This is a genomic window from Brevundimonas sp. SS2672, from assembly GCF_059579685.1.
Map to the genome: position 1 here is coordinate 479,343 of NZ_CM184201.1, position 22,623 is coordinate 501,965.

Annotated in this window: 25 protein-coding genes and 2 pseudogenes; 15 read left to right on the plus strand and 12 right to left on the minus strand. The window is 68.7% G+C overall.

The features are described from left to right. Positions 1-36 precede the first annotated feature (36 nt). Positions 37-1,304, minus strand: a pseudogene (gene tipF, locus AC52GN_RS02350) (flagella assembly cyclic-di-GMP phosphodiesterase TipF). A gap of 109 nt (positions 1,305-1,413) precedes the next feature. Here tipF and AC52GN_RS02355 point away from each other — a divergent pair. Continuing rightward, the gene (locus tag AC52GN_RS02355; RefSeq protein WP_496528047.1) at positions 1,414-2,184 is read left to right on the plus strand and encodes an SDR family NAD(P)-dependent oxidoreductase; all 771 of its coding nucleotides are present in this window, start codon (positions 1,414-1,416) and stop codon (positions 2,182-2,184) included. Between the two features lie 55 nt (positions 2,185-2,239). Further along, entirely contained in the window at positions 2,240-3,139 is a 900-nt protein-coding gene (locus tag AC52GN_RS02360; RefSeq protein ID WP_496528838.1) for a lysophospholipid acyltransferase family protein, read from the plus strand. Here AC52GN_RS02360 and AC52GN_RS02365 read toward each other — a convergent pair. After that, complete coding sequence (locus AC52GN_RS02365) at positions 3,136-3,633, minus strand: response regulator (RefSeq protein ID WP_453988992.1); 498 nt, start codon at positions 3,631-3,633, stop codon at positions 3,136-3,138. The genes AC52GN_RS02360 and AC52GN_RS02365 overlap by 4 nt on opposite strands. 58 nt (positions 3,634-3,691) lie before the next feature. Continuing rightward, positions 3,692-3,913 carry a DUF2093 domain-containing protein gene (locus tag AC52GN_RS02370; RefSeq protein WP_123154994.1) on the minus strand — a complete coding sequence of 74 codons (222 nt, stop codon included), beginning with the start codon at positions 3,911-3,913 and terminating at the stop codon, positions 3,692-3,694. Between the two features lie 86 nt (positions 3,914-3,999). On the opposite strand from AC52GN_RS02370, the gene AC52GN_RS02375 reads away from it, so the two are divergent. Then, positions 4,000-5,175 (plus strand): DmpA family aminopeptidase, encoded by a 1,176-nt coding sequence (locus AC52GN_RS02375; protein WP_496528048.1) that lies wholly within the window; start codon positions 4,000-4,002, stop codon positions 5,173-5,175. A 161-nt stretch (positions 5,176-5,336) separates the two neighbouring features. On the opposite strand, the gene xseA is transcribed toward AC52GN_RS02375, so the two are convergent. Then, on the minus strand, positions 5,337-6,806 hold the full coding sequence (xseA, locus tag AC52GN_RS02380; RefSeq protein WP_496528049.1) for an exodeoxyribonuclease VII large subunit: 1,470 nt from the start codon (positions 6,804-6,806) through the stop codon (positions 5,337-5,339). A 146-nt stretch (positions 6,807-6,952) separates the two neighbouring features. Between xseA and AC52GN_RS02385 the strand changes: the two genes are divergently transcribed. The 3 genes from AC52GN_RS02385 to purD all read left to right on the plus strand — a co-directional run bounded on the left by AC52GN_RS02385 (position 6,953) and on the right by purD (position 8,884). After that, complete coding sequence (locus AC52GN_RS02385; protein WP_496528050.1) at positions 6,953-7,096, plus strand: hypothetical protein; 144 nt, start codon at positions 6,953-6,955, stop codon at positions 7,094-7,096. A gap of 15 nt (positions 7,097-7,111) precedes the next feature. Beyond that, on the plus strand, positions 7,112-7,534 hold the full coding sequence (locus tag AC52GN_RS02390; protein WP_291779822.1) for a PRC-barrel domain-containing protein: 423 nt from the start codon (positions 7,112-7,114) through the stop codon (positions 7,532-7,534). A 72-nt stretch (positions 7,535-7,606) separates the two neighbouring features. Beyond that, positions 7,607-8,884: a phosphoribosylamine--glycine ligase gene (purD, locus tag AC52GN_RS02395; RefSeq protein ID WP_496528051.1), complete on the plus strand. Its 1,278-nt coding sequence runs from the start codon at positions 7,607-7,609 to the stop codon at positions 8,882-8,884. 16 nt (positions 8,885-8,900) lie between these two features. On the opposite strand, the gene AC52GN_RS02400 is transcribed toward purD, so the two are convergent. Further along, positions 8,901-9,599 (minus strand): murein L,D-transpeptidase catalytic domain-containing protein, encoded by a 699-nt coding sequence (locus tag AC52GN_RS02400; protein ID WP_346484727.1) that lies wholly within the window; start codon positions 9,597-9,599, stop codon positions 8,901-8,903. A 127-nt stretch (positions 9,600-9,726) separates the two neighbouring features. Between AC52GN_RS02400 and AC52GN_RS02405 the strand changes: the two genes are divergently transcribed. Beyond that, positions 9,727-11,043, plus strand: a complete 1,317-nt coding sequence (locus AC52GN_RS02405; RefSeq protein WP_312220385.1) for a metal-dependent hydrolase family protein — start codon at positions 9,727-9,729, stop codon at positions 11,041-11,043. A gap of 27 nt (positions 11,044-11,070) precedes the next feature. On the opposite strand, the gene AC52GN_RS02410 is transcribed toward AC52GN_RS02405, so the two are convergent. Continuing rightward, a complete protein-coding gene (locus AC52GN_RS02410; RefSeq protein ID WP_312220387.1) occupies positions 11,071-11,523 on the minus strand; it encodes a DUF983 domain-containing protein in 453 nt (150 codons plus the stop codon). 158 nt (positions 11,524-11,681) lie between these two features. On the opposite strand from AC52GN_RS02410, the gene AC52GN_RS02415 reads away from it, so the two are divergent. After that, a complete protein-coding gene (locus AC52GN_RS02415; protein WP_496528052.1) occupies positions 11,682-14,600 on the plus strand; it encodes a tetratricopeptide repeat protein in 2,919 nt (972 codons plus the stop codon). On the opposite strand, the gene AC52GN_RS02420 is transcribed toward AC52GN_RS02415, so the two are convergent. The 3 genes and pseudogenes from AC52GN_RS02420 to AC52GN_RS02430 all read right to left on the minus strand — a co-directional run bounded on the left by AC52GN_RS02420 (position 14,590) and on the right by AC52GN_RS02430 (position 16,241). Further along, positions 14,590-14,868: an HU family DNA-binding protein gene (locus AC52GN_RS02420; RefSeq protein WP_003165927.1), complete on the minus strand. Its 279-nt coding sequence runs from the start codon at positions 14,866-14,868 to the stop codon at positions 14,590-14,592. The genes AC52GN_RS02415 and AC52GN_RS02420 overlap by 11 nt on opposite strands. Before the next feature lie 122 nt (positions 14,869-14,990). Further along, positions 14,991-15,816, minus strand: a pseudogene (fliP, locus tag AC52GN_RS02425) (flagellar type III secretion system pore protein FliP). Positions 15,817-15,962: 146 nt separating this feature from the next. Beyond that, the gene (locus tag AC52GN_RS02430) at positions 15,963-16,241 is read right to left on the minus strand and encodes a FliO/MopB family protein (RefSeq protein ID WP_046652103.1); all 279 of its coding nucleotides are present in this window, start codon (positions 16,239-16,241) and stop codon (positions 15,963-15,965) included. Positions 16,242-16,397: 156 nt separating this feature from the next. On the opposite strand from AC52GN_RS02430, the gene flgB reads away from it, so the two are divergent. From flgB to fliE, 3 genes are read left to right on the plus strand one after another with little or no spacing between them, the layout of a single operon-like run. After that, complete coding sequence (flgB, locus tag AC52GN_RS02435; protein WP_496528053.1) at positions 16,398-16,802, plus strand: flagellar basal body rod protein FlgB; 405 nt, start codon at positions 16,398-16,400, stop codon at positions 16,800-16,802. 13 nt (positions 16,803-16,815) lie between these two features. After that, complete coding sequence (gene flgC / locus AC52GN_RS02440; RefSeq protein ID WP_312219791.1) at positions 16,816-17,250, plus strand: flagellar basal body rod protein FlgC; 435 nt, start codon at positions 16,816-16,818, stop codon at positions 17,248-17,250. A 13-nt stretch (positions 17,251-17,263) separates the two neighbouring features. Continuing rightward, on the plus strand, positions 17,264-17,587 hold the full coding sequence (fliE, locus tag AC52GN_RS02445; RefSeq protein WP_343828618.1) for a flagellar hook-basal body complex protein FliE: 324 nt from the start codon (positions 17,264-17,266) through the stop codon (positions 17,585-17,587). 23 nt (positions 17,588-17,610) lie between these two features. Here the strand turns inward: fliE and AC52GN_RS02450 are convergent, their stop codons facing one another. From AC52GN_RS02450 to AC52GN_RS02460, 3 genes are all read right to left on the minus strand, one after another. Next, the gene (locus tag AC52GN_RS02450; protein WP_496528054.1) at positions 17,611-17,997 is read right to left on the minus strand and encodes a hypothetical protein; all 387 of its coding nucleotides are present in this window, start codon (positions 17,995-17,997) and stop codon (positions 17,611-17,613) included. Positions 17,998-18,074: 77 nt separating this feature from the next. Beyond that, the gene (gluQRS, locus tag AC52GN_RS02455; protein ID WP_496528055.1) at positions 18,075-18,926 is read right to left on the minus strand and encodes a tRNA glutamyl-Q(34) synthetase GluQRS; all 852 of its coding nucleotides are present in this window, start codon (positions 18,924-18,926) and stop codon (positions 18,075-18,077) included. Positions 18,927-18,943: 17 nt separating this feature from the next. Next, the gene (locus AC52GN_RS02460) at positions 18,944-20,068 is read right to left on the minus strand and encodes a JmjC domain-containing protein (RefSeq protein WP_496528056.1); all 1,125 of its coding nucleotides are present in this window, start codon (positions 20,066-20,068) and stop codon (positions 18,944-18,946) included. A gap of 54 nt (positions 20,069-20,122) precedes the next feature. Here AC52GN_RS02460 and AC52GN_RS02465 point away from each other — a divergent pair, with 54 nt between their 5' ends. The 4 genes from AC52GN_RS02465 (at position 20,123) to AC52GN_RS02480 (ending at position 22,618) form a co-directional block, all read left to right on the plus strand. Beyond that, the gene (locus AC52GN_RS02465; protein ID WP_496528057.1) at positions 20,123-20,776 is read left to right on the plus strand and encodes a DNA-3-methyladenine glycosylase family protein; all 654 of its coding nucleotides are present in this window, start codon (positions 20,123-20,125) and stop codon (positions 20,774-20,776) included. A 61-nt stretch (positions 20,777-20,837) separates the two neighbouring features. Continuing rightward, entirely contained in the window at positions 20,838-21,500 is a 663-nt protein-coding gene (locus AC52GN_RS02470) for a trimeric intracellular cation channel family protein (RefSeq protein ID WP_346484714.1), read from the plus strand. An 8-nt stretch (positions 21,501-21,508) separates the two neighbouring features. Then, positions 21,509-21,907 (plus strand): ASCH domain-containing protein, encoded by a 399-nt coding sequence (locus tag AC52GN_RS02475; RefSeq protein ID WP_496528058.1) that lies wholly within the window; start codon positions 21,509-21,511, stop codon positions 21,905-21,907. Between the two features lie 138 nt (positions 21,908-22,045). After that, positions 22,046-22,618, plus strand: coding sequence for an HNH endonuclease (locus AC52GN_RS02480; protein ID WP_496528839.1), 573 nt, complete (start codon positions 22,046-22,048; stop codon positions 22,616-22,618). Positions 22,619-22,623 lie beyond the last annotated feature (5 nt).

Here is a 22,623-nt window from a genome sequence, read left to right on the forward strand (position 1 = left end):
GGCGACCCGGTTGTCTGGCGGCTTTCGGCCGTGGGCTTAGAGCCGCACCCTCTGCTCGGCCGATTTCAGCGTCGAGCGGACGAAGTCGGCGGGCGGGTCGGTTTCGGCCAGGACGGCTTCCTTGATGGCGCGCGGCTCGCCGAACAGGTGGCCCTGGCCCATGGCGATATCCAGTTCGAGGATGTCGACGACCTGTTTCTCGCTCTCGACCTTTTCAGCGATCAGCTCGAGGCCGTGACGGCGGGTCAGGGGGGCGAAGTCGCCGGCGCGGATGTCCGGCTGGCTGGGAAGGGGGCGGCGCCGTCCAGATCCAGCAGTTGCTCGATCAGCAGATCGGCGGCCACCTTGATGAAGCGCACGTCCGAGCGTTGCAGGTCGGCGAAGTCCAGGTCCAGCGTCTGCACCTTGTCGATGGAGAAGCGGAAGCCCAGGTCGGCCAGCTTGGCCATGTTGCGAGCCTCGACGGCGCCGCGGGCGTCGAACGTCGCCTGGCCCAGTTCGAAGATCAAGGCGTCCTTCAGGTCGCGGTTCTGGCTCAGGAAGTCGAGGAACTGCGGGAAGAAGGTCTCGTCGCCCAGCGAGGCGAGGGAGATGTTGCAGAAGACCCCGACCTTGCGGTCCTGCCCGGCCAGACGGCGCACGATCTGGGCGCAGCGGAACAGCAGCAGATTGTCGATGGCGGGCAGCAGGCCTTCGCCTTCGGCCACCGACAGGTACTCGGCGGGCATCATCACCCGGTTCGACGGGTCGCGCAGGCGGGTGAAGCTCTCATAATAGACCGTCCGCCGCTGGGGCAGGGTCACGACGGGCTGAAGATACAGGTCGACGCGGTTCTCGCTGAGGGCGTCGTGAACGGTCTTCAGCAGGGTGTTCGACTGGACCTGACGACGGCCCTCGAAGGTGTCGGCGGTCAGGGTCGAGGCGGCCAGCCGTTCCTCGATCGAGGCGCTCATCTGCTGGACCAGGCCTTCCAGCATCCGCACCTCGCCGGTCAGGGCGTCGGTGCGCGACAGGGCGCCGGTCTCGATGGCCTGGGCCAGTTCGGTCAGGGCGCCTTGCGTCGACTCCATCGCATCGGCCAGCAGACGGTGGGCCTCGCGCACCTTGCCGATCTCCAGACGCAGGGCGCGGCGATCGGCCAGGCCGGTGACGATGGCGTGGACGCCGGCCATGATCCCCAGCGCGCCCAGCACCCCGGCCGCGCCCGCGCCGCCGCCCAGACCGGCGCGCCAGATCGCCGCCCCGATGGTCAGGGCGAGGAACAGGTAGCCGAAGAAGAGGAAGCCGCCGGTGATCTTTCGCATGGGGCCGGTCAGAACCGCCTTTCCCTATAGAATCGATCAAGTATCACGTTAACGAAGGCTAACGGCTAGGGTCCGCGCGGATAAACGGGCGGTAAAAGGAGGTTAACGCATGGAATTGTTCGATCTGAGCGGCAAGGTCGCCATCATCACCGGCTCTTCCAAGGGCATCGGCAAGGCGATCGCCGAGCGTCTGGCCGAGCACGGCGCCCGCGTCGTCATCTCCTCGCGCAAGGCCGGGCCGTGCGAAGAGGTCGCCGTCGCCATCAACGAGAAGCACGGCGAGGGCCGCGCCATCGCCATTCCCGCCAACATCGCCTCAAAGGAAGACCTGCAGCGGCTGGTGGACGATACGCACACGGCTTTCGGCCAGATCGACATCCTGGTCTGCAACGCCGCGACTAATCCCTACGCCGGGCCGATGGCGGGCATCAGCGACGAGCAGTTCGAAAAGATCCTTCAGAACAACGTCATCTCCAACCACTGGCTGATCCAGATGGTCGCGCCGGAGATGGTCGAGCGCAAGGACGGGGCGATCCTGCTGATCTCCTCCATCGGCGGCCTTCGCGGGAACGCTTTGATCGGCGCCTACAATATCTCCAAGGCGGCGGACATGCAGCTGGCGCGCAATCTGGCGGTGGAGTTCGGGCCGTCGAACGTGCGGGTGAACTGCATCGCGCCGGGCCTGGTCCAGACCGATTTCGCCCGCTACCTGTGGGAGAACCCCGAGCTGCTGAAGACCGTCACCGACCCCGCGCCGCTGAAAAGGATCGGCCAGCCGGATGAAATCGCGGGCACGGCGGTCTATCTGTGCAGCCCTGCGTCGGCCTATGTGACCGGCCAGACCCTGGTGGTGGACGGCGGACTGACGATTGCCTGGTGATCAAACGCGCTCAAGCAGCCCGAAGGGCGGTAGCGCACATAGAGAGGTCCCGTTTCTGCAGGACCTGAACTGGCGGCTGGAGGCGGCGGCCTTTCAGGGGCTGTTCGGCTTGCTGCGCCTGCTCGGCGTTGAGCGGGCCTCGGGCTTCGGCGGCAAGCTGCTGCGGACGCTGGGTCCGCTGACCGGCACGCACAAGACGGTGACGCGCAATCTGCGCATCGCTTTTCCTGACATGGACGAAGGCGAGCGCGACCGCCTGGCCGTCGATCAGTGGGAGCAGACGGGGCGCACCTTCGCCGAACTGGCGGTCATGGATCGGCTGACGCCGGAGAGCGGGCGCATCGACATCGTAGGGCTGGAGCGGCTGCACGCCGTGCGCGACAGCGGCCGTCCGGTCGTGCTGATCTCGGGCCATCTGGCCAATTTCGAGGTCATGGCGGCGGTCATCATGGCGGCGGGCGTGCCGTGCCAGGTGACCTATCGCGCGGCCAACAACCCCTATGTCGACGCCCTGATCCGCCAGAGCCGCGAGCGTTACGGCATCAAGCTGTTCGCGCCCAAGGGCGACGGCACCCGCGAGCTGATGGCGGGGATGAAGCGCGGCGAGTCCATCGCCCTGCTGGTCGATCAGAAATACAGCCAGGGACCGGAGGTCGAGTTCTTCGGCCAGCCGGTCAACGCCTCGCCCGGCGCGGCGCGCATGGCGCTGAAGTTCGGCACGGTGATGCAGCCCCTGTCGGTGGTGCGCCTGCCCGGCGTGCGCTTCCGCGTGACGGCGCACGAGCCGATCGCCGTGCCCGACACGGGCGACAAGGCGGCGGACGTGCTGGCGGGCGTCCAGGCGGCCAACCGCTTCGTCGAGGATCGGGTGCGCGAGCATCCGGTCGACTGGTTCTGGGTCCACAAGCGCTGGCCGCCTCAGGTCTATGAGGCGCTGCGGGCGTCGGAGACCTAATCCGCCACGCCGTCGTCGGCGCGGCGGAAGGGACCGGCGTAGCCTTCGGTTCGGGTGCGGCGACGATCCGGGCCGAAATAGCTGGGCGAGCGCACGAACGGGCGGGGGCGCAGGATCACCGCTTCGAGACGCGTCAGCAGGGTCTGGGCCTTCACCGGCTTGGCCACGAATTCGGTGACGCCCGCATCGCGCGCCTCGGTCACGCGGCTCTTCTCGGAATGGCCGGTCATCATGATGACGGGCAGATAGGGATTGGGGCTGTCGGCCTGGTTGCGGACGGCGCGGGTGAAGGCCACCCCGTCCATCGGCTTCATGCGAAAGTCGACGATGGCGATGTCGACGGCCTCTCGACGCAACAGCTCCAACCCGTCGGCGCCGTCCTCGGCCTCGGTCAGGCGGCCGACGCCGACGGATTTGAGCATGGCGGCGACGATGGCGCGCATATTGGGATTGTCGTCGACCAGCAGGACGTGGATCGAACTCAGGGCGGACATCTCAGGACACCGGAAAACAGGAACGCCGGAGGCCGTCCGGCGCGACACGAGGATGGGCTCAGCGCCCGGCGGCCGCCAGATACTCGCCCGGCCCGGCGTAGGCCTCCTGCCGCTCCACCGACCAATAGCGCAGGGCCGTCAGGGGAATGGCGGCGCCGCTGACGGCGCAGCGCACGAAGGCGCCGGCCGACAGGACGGCGAATTCGCCGTCGCCGTAGTGCAGGCTGGCGGTCTGACCCGCCGCCTGGCCTGGGTCCTGGGGAGAGGATTGCGTGCTCATGAGGCCATCATAGCGTGAAGCCTGTGCGGGACGAGAGGCGAATCGCCGTCATCTGACCGCTTCTCGTTCATAAGTTCGGATGTTTCATGTCTCGATCGCCCGCCGACATCCTCGCCGCCGGCGTCTTCGCCGCCGTTCTGGCCGCCGCGCCCGGCGCGGTCGCTCAGGAGACGCAAGGCCAGCGCCCGACCATCCGCGAACTGGGCCGGGCGCCGGGCGTCCTGTCGCCGGGGCCGCTGAACGCCATCACCGACGTGGCCGGGGTGAAGGTGGGGCAGGTGACGCTGCGCTGGGGCGACAATATCCGCACCGGCGTCACCGCCATCGTGCCGCACGGCGGCGATCTGTTCCGCGACAAGGTTCCGGCCGGGCTGTCGGTGGCCAACGGCTTCGGCAAGCTGGCGGGCGCGACTCAGATCAGGGAACTGGGCGAAATCGAGACGCCCATCGTCCTGACCAACACCCTGTCGGTGGCGCGGGGCATCGACGGCGTTCTGGACTGGACGCTGAAGCAGCCAGGGCATGAGGACATCCGTTCGGTCAACGCCGTGGTGGGCGAGACCAACGACGGCGGGCTGAACGACATCCGCGCCCGCGTCGTCACCGCCGCCGACGTGGTGCGGGCCATCGAGACGGCGGCGTCGGGGCCGGTGGAGCAGGGCGCGGTCGGCGCCGGGACGGGCACTATCGCCTTCGGGTTCAAGGGCGGGATCGGCACCAGTTCGCGCAAGCTGCCCGACAGTCTGGGCGGCTTCACCGTCGGGGTATTGGTCCAGTCGAACTTCGGCGGCGCATTGAGCATCGATGGAGCGCCGGTCGGGGTGCGGCTGGGCCGCTACTACCTGCGCGAAGAGGTGGAGAATGAGCGCGCCGACGGCTCCATCATGATCGTGGTCGCGACCGATGCGCCGCTGTCGGACCGCAATCTGGAGCGACTGGCGAACCGCGCCTTCGCCGGTCTGGCGCGGACGGGGGCGGCGTTCTCGAACGGGTCGGGAGACTATGCGATCGCGTTTTCGACGGCGGAGGGCGTGCGGCGCACGCCTGAGCGCCGGGTGGGGCAGGCGATGGTCGCGGACTGGCCCAACGATCGGATGTCGCCGCTGTTCGTCGCGGTCGCCGAGGCCACGGAGGAGGCCATCCTCAACTCTCTGCTGAAGGCGCAGACGACGACTTCGATGATCGACGGCAGGGCGGTCACGGTCGAGGCGCTGGACATCGACGCGGTGAATGCGGTGTTGAGCGAGACGGCCGGCCGTTAGGGCTCCGCCCCTCTAAGCCCGCTCATCCCGGCGGACGCCGGGATCCAGTAAGAGCGACGCGCTCGATTCTCTGAAGACCGACGCCTAGTTTCTAAGCGCTGAGGTTGAAGCCAAAACACTGGGTCCCGGCGTCCGCCGGGATGAGCGGAGTTTTCAGGGGGTTAGAACAGGTCGCCCTGACCCGCCGGCGCGGCCTTCGGGCGCGGGGCGGGCTTGGGCGCAGGGACAGGACGCGGCGCCGCCCCCTCGCCGTCGATGGTCGCGCCCTTGGCGCCGTCGCCGAAGACGATCCGCACCGTCTGCCCCGGCGACAGGGCGGCGGCCGAGGCGATCATGGCGCCCTCGGCGTCCTCGATACGGGCGAAGCCGGGCTTGGGCCGCTTGGGGTCCAGCGTCGACAGCGCCCGCGACAGGGCGGCCAGCCGGGTTTCGTCGCGGTCCAGACGCCGCTTCATCGCCGGGCCGAAGCGGTCGGCATAGGCGGCCAACCGGTCGCCGCGTCGCTCGATGGCGCGGTCCAGCAGTCCCCTGGACAGTCGCCCGGCGACGGCCGCCAGCTGACGTTCATGCACGGCGACGTTGCGGTGAAGCCCTGAGCCCAGGCGGCTGGCGGCGTGGTCGAGGCGTTGCTGCGGCAGGGCCAGCAGGTCTTCGGGCCGGGCGGGGAGTCCGCGCGCGGCGGCGCGCAGACGAGTGCGGCGATCCTCAAGCATCCGCGCCCCGGCGCGCGACAGGCGGCCTTCCAGATCGCTGAGCGCCCAGCGCAGGTCGGCCAGCACCGGGGTGGCGATTTCGGCCGCGCCGGTCGGAGTCGGCGCACGGCGGTCGGAGACGAAGTCGATCAGGGTGGTGTCGGTCTCGTGCCCCACGGCCGAGATGATGGGGATGCGGGCGGCCGCCACCGTGCGCGCCAGCCCTTCGTCGTTGAAGCACCACAAATCCTCGACCGAGCCGCCGCCGCGCGCGACGATCAGCAGGTCGGGGCGGGGGATCGACCCGTGGGGCGTCATCCGGTCGAAGCCGCGGATGGCGTTCGACACCTGGCCGCAGGCGGCGTCGCCTTGAACCACCACCGGCCAGACGATGACGCGGCAGGGCCAGCGTTCGGCGATCCGGTGCAGGATGTCGCGGATGACGGCGCCGGTCGGGCTGGTGATGACGCCGATGGTCGCAGGGAAGGTCGGCAGAACTTGCTTCTTCGCCGGGTCGAACAGGCCCTCGTCGCGCAAGCGGACCTTCAACCGCTCCAGCTGGGCCAGCAGGGCGCCCGCGCCCGCCGCCTCCATGCTCTCGATCACGATCTGATAGGAGGAGCGCGCCGGATAGGAGGTGATCTTGCCGGTGACGATGACCTCCAACCCCGTCTCGGGCTGGACGCCCAGGCCGCGCACCACGCCCTTCCAGATCACGCCGTCGATGGCCGACTTGTCGTCCTTCAGCGTCAGATAGACGTGGCCCGAGGCGTGGCGGTTCACCTTGGAGATTTCGCCGCGCAGCCGCACATGGCCGAAGCGTTCCTCCAGCGTGCGCTTCAGCGCGAAGCTCAGCTCCGAGATCGACAGCGGCGGATTGTTGTCGCGCGCGGGCTGCGGGGCCGCGCCCTCGAAGGCGTAGTCGTCGTCGGAGGTCATGGCGCGCACCCTAGCCGCAGCCGACGCCCCCGCAAAGACGTCCGCCGATCCGCCGGGGCGCCGCGACAAGCGTGGCGGAACGGGCGCGTCCCCGCGCGCGTTCGCGAAACATGGTGCAGTCCCCAGACCCGCCCTCGGAGGAGGCCATGGCCGACGACGTACCGCCCGATCACGCGCGCGAGCGCGATCTGGCGCGGCGCAGTCACAATCCGGCGCTCAGCCCGTGGCTGGTTCTGGGGCTGATTCTTCTGGCCGGTGTCGGCGTCTATGTGGTGTCGGCCGTGATCTAGAGACAGGAGGGTTTGATGATGAGGATTTTGCTCGCCGCCGCCTCGACCGCCGCCTTGCTGGCCGCCTGTTCACAGGCGCCGTCCAGGCCGGACAGGACGCCCGAGGCCTCGCCCGACGCCGCTTCGGCGCCGAAAACGGCGACCACGCCTGCGGCCGCACCGGCTGGGGCCATGGCCCTGGGCCTGACCGTCGCGCAACTGGAGGAGGCTGATCTCATCACGTCGGCCGGCGTCGATCTGGGCGATGTCCAGCGGGTCGACCTGGACGCATCGGGCGCGGTCACGGGCCTGATCATCGAGCCGGCCGGCGAGGGCGGGCCGCGTTGGGTGCGCATTCCGCTGGATGGTCTGACGCCTCGAAAGGAAGGCGACGACTACGACCTGGTGTCGACCATGACGCTGGAGCAGTTGAAGGCCATGCCCGCCTGGATGCCCTGATTTCCATGATCCTGCGTCCGCTGACCGTTTCCGGCGCTTGACCGGGACGGCGCGCGCGGCCATTCCGCCCCCATGAACATTCTGCTCGTCGGATCGGGAGGGCGCGAACACGCCCTGGCCTGGAAGATCGCCCAGTCGCCGCTGGTGGAGCGGCTCGTCGTCGCGCCTGGTAATCCGGGCATGGCCAGGCTGGGCGAGATGCGGCCCGACCTGAAGGCGACCGACGCCGACGGCCTGGCGGCCCTGGCGCGCGAGATGAAGGCGGACTTAGTCGTCGTCGGTCCGGAATCGGCCCTGGCCGAGGGGCTGGCCGACCAGCTGCAGGCGGCGGGCATCCCCTGCTTCGGCCCGACCCAGGCGGCGGCGCAACTGGAAACCTCCAAGGCCTTCTCCAAGGCCTTCCTGCAACGACACGGCATTCCGACCGCGGGCTATGGCGTCTATGAGGACGTCCCCTCGGCCAAGGCGGCGCTGGACCAGTATTCGGCCCCCTATGTCATCAAGGCCGACGGCCTGGCGGCGGGCAAGGGCGTGGCCATCAGCCCCGATCGCGCCGACGCCGAGGCCGAGATCGAGCGGATGCTGGGCGGTCGGTTCGGCGCGGCCGGATCGCGCGTGGTGATCGAGGAATTCATGGACGGGGAGGAAGGCTCCCTCTTCGCCCTGTCGGACGGGACGCGGGCCGTGCTGTTCGGCGGCGCCCAGGACCACAAGCGCGCCTTCGATGGCGATCTGGGTCCCAACACCGGCGGCATGGGCGCCTATTCGCCCGCGCCTGTCTTCACGGCCGACTTCACCCAGGCGGCCAACGACCGCGTCGTCGTCCCGACCATCCAGAAGATGGCCGAGGAAGGCGCCCCCTATCGCGGCGTCCTCTATGTCGGCCTGATGGCGACGGCCGAAGGCCCCAAGGTGGTCGAGTTCAACGCCCGCTTCGGCGACCCGGAATGCCAGGTGCTGATGATGCGGCTGGACGGCGACGTCGTGCCGCTGCTGCTGGCCTGCGCGCGCGGCGACCTGACCCAGGCGCCGGCCCCGGCGTTCAAGCCGGGCGTGGTGATCTGCGTGGTGCTGGCGGCCAAGGGCTATCCCGACAGTCCGCTGGAAGGCTCGGTCATTCGCGGCGCGGATCAGGACTTCGGCCCGCACGTCCAGGTCTTCCATGCGGGGACCAAGCTGCGCGACGACGGCGCCCTGGCGGCGGCGGGCGGTCGGGTGCTGAACGTCTGCGCCTATGGCGACGACGTGGCCCAGGCGCGCGAGCGCGCCTATGAGGCCATCGCCAAGATCGACTGGCCGGGCGGTTTCCACCGCACCGACATCGGCTGGCGGGCGCTGGAGCCGCGCTAAGCGGCTCCGCCGTGCCTTAGGTCATGGCGAACAACAGCCGGCCTTCGCCCATGCGTTCGCGCAGGGGGATCAGATCGGCGTGGGACACGGAGAAGCAGCCGTAGGAGCGGCCCAGCTTGCCCTGACGCGCCAGGAAGGCCGGGTCGGCGTAGTCGGCGCCGTGGATGATGATGGCCCGTTCGCGCGCCAGGTTGTTGGAATACTCCAGCCCGTCCAGCAGGACGTTCGGCCCCTGCTGGCTGCCCCAGCTGGCGCCCGCCGTGGCGTAGGCGCCGATGGAGGACATATGGCTGTCCGGGCGGTTGGAGAACTGCTGCGCATAGCCTGAATGCGCCGGGTCCGAGCCGCGCCCGTGGCTGGTGCGGTAGGCCGTGACCCAGCCGCCTTCCAGATCGACTTCGTAGAGCCGGTCCTCGCCCGAGAATTTCTGGAAATCGACCAGATACATCCGGTCGCGCTTCGAAATCTTGTGGCCGTGCACGTCCATGGCGGCGCGCGCGCGTTCGATCAGATCCTTGCGGACGACGCCGTGGGGATCGATCGTCGTCCCGACGTCCGCGATCTGGACAGCCGCCGGCGCTGCGCGATCCGGCAGGGTGGGAAGGTTTGGAGCCACGGCCCCGGCGAGCTGAAGGCTGGAGGTGGAAGCGGCGGAGGAGCACCCCGCCAACAGGGCCGATCCGCCCAGAATCAAGCCACGTCTGGAAAGCCGCATGCGACGCCCCTCGCACGGTTAAACAACTGTATCGGCTTGTTTCATGAACCGTCCTTGCAAAGCAACCTTGGCCTTGGCGGGAAGATTGGAACGGTTATGTTGCGCGCCTCAGTAACGGGAGGGATGAATGAAAAAGCTTGCCCTGATTGTGACCGCGGCCGTTCTGGCCGCGACCGGCGCCGAAGCGCGCCAAACCCCGGCGCCTGCGTCGGTTTCCGCTGAACAGCCGACGAAGTTCGTTCAAGTGGGGCGGCTTTTGGCCGATCCGGCCAGCGGTCGGGTCCTGCGTGATAAAACTCTCGTGATCAGAGGGAACCAAGTCGTCGAGATCCGCGACGGCTTCGTCGGCGAAGGGGACGTCGTCGATCTGCGCTCGGCCTTCGTCCTGCCCGGCCTGATCGACAGCCATGTCCATCTGACGGGCGAATCCAGCCCGACGTCCCGCCTGGACGGGGTGACGCAGTCCGACGCGACCCAGGCCATGGTCGGCGCCCGCTATGCCCGCCGCACCCTGAACGCGGGCTTCACCACCGTGGCCGATCTGGGCGCCAGCAACGAAGCCATCTTCGCCTTGCGCGACGCCATTCGGCTCGGCGACGTGCCGGGCCCCCGCATCATCGCGTCCGGCTCGGCCGTGTCCGTTCATGGCGGGCATGGCGACGTCAACGGCTATCGGGACGATATTCTGCACCTCCTGTCGCCCGAGAGCATCTGCTCGGGACCGGAAGACTGCCGCCGCGCCGTACGCATGCAGGTCCGCTCCGGCGCCGACATCATCAAGATCACCGCTACCGGCGGCGTGCTGTCCAACACGGCGGCCGGACTGGCGCAGCAGTTCACGGAGGATGAGCTGGCGTCGATCGTCGAGGTGGCCCACCGCATGGGCCGCCAGGTCACGGCGCACGCTCACGGCGTCGACGGCATCAACGCCTTCCTGAAGGCGGGCGGCGACTCCATCGAACACGGCACCTATCTGGACGATGCCTCCATTCAGCTGTTCAAGCAGCATAACGCCTGGCTGGTGCCGACGCTGATGGCGGGGGATTTCGTCGCGCGCATCGCATCCAGCCCCGACAACTTCTTCACTCCGGCCCAGACGGCCAAGGCGCTGGAAGCCGGACCCAAGATGCTGGACATGGCCGCGCGCGCCCATCGCGGCGGGGTCAGGATCGCGTTCGGCACCGACACCGGCGTCTCGGCACACGGCGACAACGCTCAGGAGTTCGCCCTGCTGGTCCGCGCAGGACTGACGCCGCTTGAGGCGATCCAGGCGGCCACTGTCGGCGCCGCCGAGCACCTGCGCATCCAGAACGAAGCCGGGCGCCTGGCGCCGGGGATGCCGGCCGACCTGGTTGCGGTCAGCGGCGATCCGCTGACGGACGTCACCGAACTGGAGCGCGTGCGCTTCGTGATGAAGGGCGGACAGGTCTTCCGGGCCGACTGATCCGACTGCCTAGAAAGAGGCCGCCGCTCAGTCCTTGTCGCGGGCGGCGGCCTTGGCGGCGCGCTCGGCCTGGCCGCGCCAGCCATAGCCTTCGCCGTGCTTGCCGACGCTGACGAAGGTGGCTTCCTCGGCCTTGTGGAAATACTGCTCGGACACCATCCAGCCCTTGAAGGGCCGCAGCACCCACAGGCACATGGCCGCCAGGATCGGGAAGGTCACAAGGAAGTGGACCCAGACCGGCGGATGCAGGCTGAACTCGAAGATCATGAAGGCGATCATGCCGACGACGCCGACCGCGCACATGACGAAGAAGGCCGGGCCGTCGGCCGGATCGGCGAAGCTGTAGTCCAGCCCGCATTCAGGGCAGGATTCACGCAGGCTCAGGTAACCCTTGAAGACAGGGCCCTCGCCACAGCGCGGGCAGCGGGCGCGAAGGCCGGTCTTCAGCGGGCTGATCGGAGGATAGGCGGGATCGGACACGAAACGGTTCCTAGAAGAACGATGTCCATGATGTCGGCCGTTCGCCCTGGGGAAGCAAGCGGGTGTTTTGTCCTATCCGCGCGGATAGGCTCCGTAGGTCGGGCGAGTTAGGCCCCGTTAACCGCGATTAAAGCCCTTCGCGCGAGCATGCGCGCGATATGTCCGGGGCCCCCGCCAAGAAGCGCGTTCTGCAGACGACCGTGGCGGCCGCCGCGGCGGGCGTGGTCGTTTTCGCGCCCCTGGCCTCGACGCCGTCTCTGGCCCAGGCGGGCGCGCCGGTCGAGATCCGCATCGGCGCCAATGCGGGCTTCACCAAGATCGAGTTCGCCGGGGTCGTGGGATCGCGCGCGCGGGTGCGCCAGGACGGCCGCACCGTCGTGGTCCGCATCGGCACGACCGCCGCCCCCGACGTCAGCCGCCTGCGCGTCGATCCGCCCAAGGGGCTGGAGAAGATCGAGACCCGCGCCGCCCAGGGGGCGACCGAACTGGTCCTGACCCTGGCCGAGGGGGCGGGCGCGACCAGCGGGACCGCCGACGGCGCCGTCTGGCTGAACCTCTATGCGCCGGGCGCGCGCGCCGACGGTTCGCGACCCTCGCCCGTGCCGATCGGCGGGGCGGTGCCGGTGGCGGCCGAGGTCAAGGGCCAGCAGACGGTGATGCGTTTCGCCTGGAACGGGCCGGTCGGCGCCGCCGTCTTCCGGCGCGGCGAGGCGGTCTGGGCCGTCTTCGACCACGCCGCACGCATGGAGATGAAGGGCGAGGGGCTGAACGGCGCCCGCTGGGCCGCCGGGCCCGACTTCACCGCCGTGCGCATTCCGGTCGAGCCGGGCCAGGCCGTGGCCGCCCGCGCCGAGGGGGCGGCTTGGGTCGTGACCATCGGCGGAACCGCGCCCGCGCCCAGCGGCGTGGACATCGAGCGTGACGACGCGGTCAAGGCGTCGCTGACCGCGCGCATGGCGGGGGCGACCCGCACCGTCTGGCTGACCGACCCGATGATCGGCGACCGCTTCGCCGCCGTCACCGCCCTGGCCCCCGGCAAGGGACTGAAGACCGCACGCCGCACGGTGGACGCGGGCTTCCTGCCCACCGCCCACGGCCTGGCGATCGAGACGCCGACCGACGATCTGAGCGTCACGGCCGACGGCGACCTGGTGACCGTCACGCGCCCGCGCGGCCTGACCCTGTCTTCGCCCACGGCCGGATTGGAGACGGCGGTCGAAGGCGCCGACGCGCCGCGCGCCGCGTCGCGCCCGGCCCTGATCCTGGCCGACTGGTCCGCCGATGCGGGCGACGGCGGCTTCACCGCCCGCCACCGCGCCCTTCAGGACGCCGCCGAACGCGAGAGCGGCCGCGCCGTCGAAGATCCGCGCGCGCCCATCGAGGCGCGGCTGGCCTACGCCCGCTTCCTGGTCGGGCACGGTCTGGGGTTCGAGGCGGTCGGGGTGCTGAACGCCCTGATCAAGCAGACGCCCGCCATGCAGGGCGTAGCCGAGGTGCGCGGCCTGCGCGGCGCCGCCCGCGCCTCCATCGGCCGTTTCGCCGAGGCCGAGGCCGACTTCTCGTCCGGCGCCCTGGCGGGCGATCCTTCGACCAAGGTCTGGCAGGGCTATATCGCCGCACAGCAGGGCGACTGGGCCAACGCCCGTCGGCTGTTCGCGGCCGGCGCAGGCGTGGTCGACGGCTTCGCCCCCGAATGGCGCGCCCGCTTCGGCGCCGCCCACGCCATGGCGGCGGTCGAGACCGGCGACGCCGACGCCGCGCGCGAACTTCTGGCCTATGTCTTCAGCCAGCCGAACGTCTCGGCGCCCGACCAGCTGACCGCCCGCCTGGTGCAGGCCCGGCTGTTCGAACTGGATCAGAACCCCGACCGCGCTCTGGCGATCTACAAGGCCGTGGCGCGCGCCCCGCTGGACGGCGTCGCCACGCCCGCGCGGCTGGGCGTCATCAAGCTGGAGATGGCCAAGGGGACGCTGAAGGCCGACGCGGCCGCCGCCCAGCTGGAGGCGCTGAAATGGCGCTGGCGCGGCGACGCGACCGAACTGGCGGTGATCCGCACCCTGGGCGAACTCTATCTGTCGCAGGGCCGCTATCGCGAGGCGCTGACCACGCTGAAGACGGCGGGGCCGAAGATCGTCACCCTGCCGGGCGGGGATCGGCTTCAGGCCGATCTCGACAACGCCTTCCGCGCCCTGTTCCTCGAAGGCGCGGCCGACGGGTTGCAGCCGGTGCAGGCGCTGGCCCTGTTCTTCGACTTCCGCGAACTGACGCCCGTCGGCGCCGACGGCGACGAGATGGTGCGGCGGCTGGCGCGGCGCCTGATCGACGTCGACCTGCTGGATCAGGCGGCGGAGCTGCTCAAATACCAGGCCGAGAACCGGCTGGACGGGGTGGCCAAGGCGCAGGTGTCGACCAATCTGGCCGCCGTCTATCTGATGAACCGCCAGCCGGAAGAGGCGCTGAAGGCCCTGTGGTCGTCGCGCACGACCCTGCTGCCCACGGCGATGAACCTGGAGCGCCGCGCGCTGGAGGCTCGCGCCCTGATGGAGCTGGGACGCTACGACCACGCGCTGGAAGTGTTGGGCAAGGACGCCTCGCCCGCCGCGCGCGACGTGCGCGCCGACATCCTGTGGAAGCAGCAGCAGTGGGGCGCCGCCGCCGCCCTCTACGAACAGCGCCTCGGCGATCGCTGGAAGGAGACGGCCGTGCCGCTCAGCGAGGTCGAGGAGACACGCCTGATCTCGTGCGGGCGCGGGCTATTCCCTGGCGCAGGACGCCGGCGCCCTGAGCCGCCTGTCGAAGAACTACGCCCGTTTCGCCGAAGGGGCGCGCTCGCCCGGCGCGATCCGGGTGGCTCTGGCGGGGCTGGACGGGGCCGACGGTTCGGGCCGCCCGCAGGACTTCGCCGCCCTCAGCGCCGGAGCCGACGCCTACGCCGGCTGGATCGCCCAGACCAAGGCCGAGTTCCGGGCCAGGACCGGCGCGGGCCAATAAAAAAACCCCTCTCCCGGCGGGAGAGGGGTCTTTTGCGTCTATCCCCGCGAGGAGGATCGAACGCGCCTGAAAGGCTTAGCCGTTGACGGCGTCCTTCAGCGGCTTCGACACGCGGAAGCGCACGGCCTTCGAGGCCGGGATCTTGATCGTCGCGCCCGTGGCCGGGTTGCGGCCTTCGCGCTCGGCGCGCTCAGCCGTGTCGAACACGCCCAGGTTCGAGATGCGGACGTCGCCGCCCGACTTCAGGGACTTGTGGATGTTCTCGACAATGGCGGTCAGCACCTTGCCGGCGTCAGCTTGCGAAACGCCCGCGTCCTTGGCGACGGCGGCGATCAGTTCAGCTTGAGTGGTCATGAGGGTCGTTTCCCAATGGTGGTCGCCCGGAAAGAAGCGCCGAGCGAGGACCGGGGGATCAACGACGGTTTTTGCAGGCTTGGCAAGCCCGCATCGGCGCGAAGGCCTTGCAGGCTGGGGATTTATCCCGCTCCAGAGGCTCTCTGGAAGCTCTCGACAAGGCTTCCGGCGACCAGTCTCCACCCGTCCACCAGCACGAAGAAGATCAGCTTGAAGGGCAGGCTGACGACCACCGGCGGCAGCATCATCATACCCATGGACATGAGCACGCTGGCGACCACCAGATCGATTACAAGGAACGGAACAAAAAGAAGAAATCCGATCGTGAAGGCGGTCTTCAACTCGCTGATCATGAAGGCCGGCGTGACCACGCGCAGGGGCAGGTCCTGCACGTCCGCAGGGGGCTCCACACGCGACAGGCGAGTGAACAACGCCAGGTCGTCCGGCTTCACCTGGGCCAGCATGAAGGTTTTTACCGGTTCAGACGCCGCATCGAAGGCCTGAGGCAGCTCCATCTGCTGATCCATCAGGGGGCGGACCCCCGAATCATAGGCGTCCTGCCAGGTCGGAGCCATGACGATGGCGCTCAGAAACAGGGCCAGGGACACCAGGACGGCGTTCGGCGGCGACTGCTGCATCCCCAGCGCCGTGCGCAGCAGGGACAGCACCACGACGATCTCGCACGAAACTGGTGGTCATGATGACGATGGACGGCGCCAGCGACAGGACCGTCATCAGCCCGACCAGTTGCACCACGCGCTGCGTCAGGCCCGCGCCGGTCCCCAGGTCGATATTGATGGCCGAGCCGGTCTGCGCCGCTTCCTGCGCCAGCGCGCCCAGCGGCCAGATCAGGCACAGGGCGGTCGTGATCAGCGACAGCAGGGCCGCGCGTTTCAGTTCTGCGCGGGTCGGCGCGCCGAACAGTCTCTGTTTCTCCCTCCCCTTCATGGGGAGGGTGGTCGCGCAGCGACCGGGTGGGGAGGGCTTTATGCAACGCGCGGCGCTCGCCTTTGAGGTCGCCCCCACCCGGCCTCGCCCTGTCGGGCTCAGCCACCCTCCCCATGAAGGGGAGGGAGAGGCGTTGCGGCGGCCGATCATTTCACGCCTCCCGGCTGGCGCGGCTCGATCAGTTCGCGGCCTTCGCCCAGCAGGATCAGCCGCTCTTCGTCGTCGACACGGATCAGCACCAGGCGGCGCGAGGGGTCCAGCACCAGGGTCTCGACCACCTTCATCCGCCGCACCTGGCCCTGCGGTCCCTGGAAGCGGGCCAGGATTTCGGGCGCATAGCGGCGCGCCGCCCAGGCGGCCAGGCCGATGATGCCCAGGGTGATGGCCAGGCCGAAGATCGCCCGGAACAGATCGAGGAAGTTCATGCGTTCGCAGGCCCCAGACGCGACGGAGACGACGCGGACCGCCGCGACGCTTCGCCCGCATGTTTCAACGGACGTGGTTAACGGCGCGTTTAGGGATACGGGATATTAACCATGCAGGCGGCAAATTCTGCCGATCCGTTCGTCCGAGGGATTCGCGTGTCCGTCACCGACCTGCCGCTGCTGAATCAGATCAAGGGCCGCCTGGGCTGGCTGGACGACCGCCAGCGGGTGATCGCCCAGAACGTCGCCAACTCGGATACCCCCGGCTATGTCGCTCGCGACCTGAAGACGCCGACCGATTTCGCCGAGGCGATGCGGACGGGCGGCGGCCTTCGCATGACGGCCACCAACGCCCGTCACATCTCGCCGCCCGGCCAGGCCGCGCGGTTTGAAGCAAGCAACGCGCCGGATTCCGAGACCACGCTGGACGGCAATTCGGTCGTGGTCGAGGAGCAGATGCTCAAGATGGCCGAGAGCCGCATGGCCTATGACGCCGCCATCGGCTTCTACCAGAAGTCGATGCAGATGATCCGCCTGGCGGCCAAGAAGCCCGCGGCCTGAGGAGGACTGAACCATGCCTGATCCGATCAATGGTCGCCCCGTCACTCCGCGCAACACCGCCATGGCCGTCGCCTCGACCGCGCTGAAGGCGCAGCAGTCGCGGATGCGCATCATCGCCGAGAACATCGCCAACGCGGAATCCACCGCCAACGTCGCGGGCGGCCAGCCTTATCGCCGCCAGACCCCGGTGTTCCAAGCCCGCAACGTCGACGGCGCGACCGGCGTGGTCCTGGCCGAGGTGCGGCCGGACCAGAGCGACTTCCGCATGGATTACGACCCTTCGCACCCGGCGGCCAATGCGGAAGGCTATGTCCAGCGGCCCAACGTCGACACCCTGGTCGAGGCCATGGACATGCGCGAGGCGCAGCGCGCCTATGAGGCCAATCTGAACGTCATCGAGACGGCGCGGAACATGGAGTCCCGCACCCTCGACATCATCAAGAAATAAGAGGGTCTAGGGCATGAACCCCATCATGGCCGCCCGCGCCTACGCCGCCGTTCAGGGCGGGGGCGGCGTCAATGTCGCCACCTCGGCCAATGCGGCCGCCTCGACGGGACCTAATGCAGCGGGAGGCTTTGCGGACCTGCTGCAGAACGTCATGACCCAGACGACGCAGGCGACCCGCACGGCCGAAACCCAGATGGCGCAGTCGGTTCAGGGGCAGGGCAATCTGATCGATGTCGTCACGGCCATCTCCTCGGCCGAAGCCTCGCTGGAGACGGTCATGGCCGTCCGCGATCAGGTGATTTCGGCCTATCAGGAAATCATGCGGATGCCGATCTGACAGAAGTCCGGTCGGATGGAGCTTTATGGGGAGGGCGTACGCCGCAGGCTGGGGTGGAGCGACTCCTCGAACGCTCGGAGCGCGTCTGCCTGTCTTGCCATGTCGTCCGCTGCTTCCTGACGCAGGATGTCGCAAAGCTCCTGATCGGGCGCTTCTCGCAGCGCGCTTGCCTTGCCTCGGTCCAAGGCGCCGTAAAAGACTTGATCCAGTACGGGACGAGGACGGGGCGGCCGAGCTTCGAAGTTCTCGTGACCGACTGATACGGCGCCTTGCGTTTCTTCCGAAAGAAAGGCCCAGCACTGACCTGTGCTGAAACCATCCAGATCCACGGCCATGATCGCCTGTTCAACCTCCGGCTGGAACCGATCTTGAGCGGGCGTCAGCATCATCAGAGCGAACAGCGTGAGCATGTCTTGGCTTTCATGGAGGCGAACAACTGCAGCGTGACATGCCATAAGGATGGCCGCCAACTGCAAACCCTCTCGCGTTATCGTAACCCCAGTTCCGCCCTCAGCGTCTCAGCCGTCAACCCGCCCGCTCTCAGTTCAGCCAGAGTGACCGAGCGGTCGCGCTTGGCGTAGCGGCGGCCGTCCGGCCCGGCCAGCAGGCGGTGGTGGCGATAGACGGGCGCGGGCCAGTCCATCAGCGCCTGGATCAGCCGCTGGATATGCGTCGCCTCGAACAGATCCTGGCCCCGGATGACATGGCTGATCCCCTGCAGGGCGTCATCGTGCGTCACGGCCAGATGATAGGCGGTCCCGGCGTCCTTGCGCGCCAGCACCACGTCCCCCGCCGTCTCGGGGCGCGCCTTGACCATGCCGGTCTCGCCATCGGGGCCTGAGCCTTCCTCGATGAAGCTGAGTGCGTCCCAGGCCGCGCCGCCCAGCGCCTCCTTCGCCCGATCCAGCGACAGTCGCCAGGCGAAAGGGCGTTCTTCGGACAGCAGGCGCGCCTCTTCCTCGGCAGGATGCGGGCCGGGGCGGGCGGCTTCGGCCGGGCCGTGGGGCGCGTCGCCGATGGCGTCCAATATCTCCTTGCGGGTGCGGAAGCAGCGATAGAGCAGGCGGCGCCGGTTCAGCGCCTCGACCACGGCGGCGTAGTCGGCCAGATGATCGGACTGGCGCCGCACCGGCGTCTCCCAGTCCAGCCCCAGCCAGGTCAGGTCTTCATAGATGCCCGCCTCGAATTCCGGTCGGCAGCGCGTCGGGTCGATGTTCTCGATCCGAAGCACGAAGCGCCCGCCGACATTATTCGCTGCGCGCCAGGCCGTCAGGGCCGAAAAGGCGTGCCCCTTGTGCAGGCGTCCGGTCGGCGAAGGGGCGAAGCGGGTGGCGAACATGGCGCGACGAGGAGGGATCAGAGACGCTGGACGGCGCCCAAGGCTTCCGCCTGTTCGACAGCGGCGCGGATATCGGCTTCGGCCACGAAATCGAACTGGGCGATGAGGTTTTCCAGTACGAAGACGTGCTGGGACAGGGCCCAATGCATGGCGTGGGCGACCGGGCCGACATAGGCCGGGGCGCGGGCGACGCCAGGCTTGTAGCGCGTCAGTGAGGTTTGTTGGGGCAGGGCGAAGCGATGCATGCGCGGCGTCAGCCGTTCCTGCGTCATGGCGACTTCGTCGCGGAAGGCTGGGGAGGCCGCCAGTTGCGCCAAACGTTGGCCGAGTTGGGTCAGGTGCTGTTGCAAGGCTCGGCCGCCATCCTTCGCCGCCGGCGGCAGATAGGCGCGGAAGGCGGGGTCCTGCATGGCCGCCTGCTCCAGCAGGTCGAAGATTATCCGGCCGTGAAGCGAGGCCAGCGCGAAGGTGACGTGCAAGGAAGCGCCGTCCTGGGCCAGGGCGTCATGGTACCAACCACGCGGCAGGTAGAGGACGTCGCCCGGCCGCATGGTGATCTCGGCCTGGAGGCGACCGCGCGTCTGTTCGAACCAGCGTCGGACATCGCCGACGTCTGCGGGCATTTCGACCGGAGAGTCGGCGCGATTTTCATACAGCCGCCATGTCTTCTCGCCCTCGACCTGAACCGCCAGCACGTCGCTGAGATCGAAGTGGGCGCCGAAAGCCTGGACGCCCTTGAAGGAGCAGTAGATGTTCGCTCCCACGCTGGCGGCGAAGGCGTGGCCCAGCACCGACGACAGAGCGGCGAGCGGCGCGGTCAGGTCCTGCACGTCGCCGGCGATCAGGCTGGCACCTTCTGCTATGAAAAGCGCCACCTTGGCCGGGTCGGGGCGGAAGGACGAGCCCGACTGGGTCTGGACGGAACGGCAATAGAGTTCGGGCGCCACGGGGTCGGTGTTGCGCACCAGCTTCAAGGTCTGTGCGGTCCAGATCGAAGGCTGGTTCAGCAGATCGTTGAAGGTCGCCCAGTCCAGAATGGATCGCTTCGGCGCCCCTTCGACGGCGGGGATATGCAGCGGTTTTCGGCCGTGGAACTCGGCGAAAAAACGTTCTGGGGTGATCGGGTGAAGAAGATCGTCCAAGGTGCGCATTGGCGCAATGCTAAGGCCGCGCTGTTTTCCTGTCGATACAACCTCATGGCTCTTGCTCCTTCTCCCGCCTCCGTCGCCGCCTCTCGCGAGGCTCTGGCCGCCGCCGATCCGGCGCTGGCCAAGGCGCACGCCTCGACGCCCGTGTTCGAATGGCGGTTGCGGCCGGGCGGCTATGAGGGCTTGTTCCGCATGATCGTCGAGCAGCAGGTGTCGGTGGCGGCGGCGGCCTCGATCTGGAAACGGGTGGTCGACGGGCTGGACGGGCAGGTGACGCCTGAGGCCGTGCTGGCGCGCGACGTCGAGACGCTGCGCACCTTCGGCCTGTCGGGACAGAAGGCGAAGTACGGCCATGAGATCGCCCGCGCCCAGACCGAGGGTCACATCGACTTCGACCATCTGGAGCGGTTGGACGACGTGGAGGCCATCGCCGCCCTGGTCGCCATCAAGGGGGTGGGCAAATGGACGGCCGAGACCTTCCTGATGTTCTGCGAGGGGCGGATCGACGTCTTTCCCGGCGGGGATGTAGCCCTCCAAGAGGCGATGCGCTGGGCCGACCGCGCCGAGGCCCGTCCGAACGAGAAACAGGCCTATGCCCGCGCCGAGATCTGGCGGCCGCATCGCGGAGTGGCGGCGCATTTGCTCTGGGGGTGGTATGGTGGCGTTCGGCGCGGCGAGATCGCGCTGGACGAGGGCGTCTAGCCCTCGGGATTCATGAAGGCTGGGGGCGACCCCGAAGACGGCGCCGTGCGGCGCCCTGGGGATGATGACGATGTTGGAGCCGATCGCGGGCGCAGACCTGGTTCGTCCGGCTGCGGTGCTGCCGCTGCTGGATTTCGCGGGCGTGGCCGTGTTCGCCGCCACCGGCGCCCTGGCCGCCGCGCGCGAGAAGCATGACGTCCTGACCTTCGCCTTCTTCGCCGCCGTCACCGGCATGGGCGGCGGCACCCTGCGCGATCTGCTGATCGGGGCGCCCGTCTTCTGGGTGCAGGACTGGCGCTATGTCGCCGTCTGCATGGTGGCGGCGGTCGGCTTCTGGATGCTGGGTTCGCGGTCGTGGCGTTTCCGCGCCCTGCTGTGGCTGGATGCGGTGGGGTTGGCGGCCTATGGCGTCATGGGCGCGGCCAAGGCGGCGACCTATGGCGTGACGCCTCTAATCTGCATCGTCATGGGCGTGCTGACGGCCTGTTTCGGCGGCATCGTGCGCGACGTGCTGGCGCACCAGCCCTCCATCCTGCTGCGGCGCGAACTGAACATCACCGCGGCTCTGGTGTCGGCGGCCCTGTTCGTCGGGCTGAAGGCCCTGAGTCTGCCGACATGGCCCGCCGTGGCGGTGGCCGTCGTGGCCGGGTTCGGCGTGCGCGCAGGCGCCCTGAAGTGGGGCTGGAGCCTGCCCGCCTTCCCGACCGCCGCGTCGCGCTATTGAGGCTGTCCATGAGCGAGATTCCCGCCGCCTATGCCGCCGCGCCGCGCTGGGCTTTCGGCGACAGCCCCGAACTGGCGGACGAACTGCTGGCCCTGGTGCTGGCCGGCGGCAAACGCGCCACCTGTTCGTCGCTGGCGTCATGCGAGGCCGACATCATGCCGACCGTGGGCGAGGTCAGCGTCATTCTGGACGGCGCCGGAGTCCCTCGCTGCGCGATCCGCACGACCGAAGTCGAGGTCATGCCTTTCGAGCAGGTCAGCGAGGACGTCGCCCGCGCCGAGGGGGAAGGCGACCTGACCTATGCGTGGTGGCGCGACGCGCACGAGGCCTATTACCGCCGCGAAGGCACCTGGGCGCCGGGCATGAAGGTGGTCTGCGAACGCTTTGAACTGGTCGAGGTCTTCTGATCGCGCCGTCACGAAAACTCCTCACGCCGGTCATGGCGATGCGCGGGAATCAGGCGTAGGATTTTCGTCAGCAGACCAAGGAAGGAGACGTGTCTTCAGTCCTGTCGCGTCGATAACCCCCCGTATGAGCGGGAGGGCCTGATGCAGGTCCTGACCCGCCCGCCGTCCGGCTTTCCAGCCCTGGTGCTGAACGCCGATTTCAGGCCCTTGTCCTACTTCCCCCTGTCGCTCTGGCCCTGGGAAGAGGTGGTCAAGGCCGTGTGGCAGGACCGCGTCGACGTGGTCGCCACCTATGACAAGGTCGTCCGCAGTCCTTCGCTGGAGATGCAGCTGCCCAGCGTGGTCTGCCTGAAGTCCTATGTGGATCAGGGCCGCAAGCCGGCCTTCACCCGCTTCAACGTCTTCCTGCGCGACGGTTTCGCCTGCCAGTATTGCGGCGAGCCGGGCACGTCCCAGGATCTGACCTTCGACCACGTCATCCCGCGCTCGCGCGGCGGACGCACGACGTGGCAGAACATCGTCGCCGCCTGCGGTCCCTGCAACCTGCGCAAGGGCGGCCGCACGCCCGGTCAGGCGCACATGCCCCTGCGCCGCACCGCCCACCAGCCCAGCGCCTGGCAGCTTCAGCAGGCGGGGCGGCGCTTTCCGCCCCACTTCCTGCACCAGAGCTGGCTCGACTACCTCTACTGGGACATCGAGCTGGAGCCCTAGCGCGT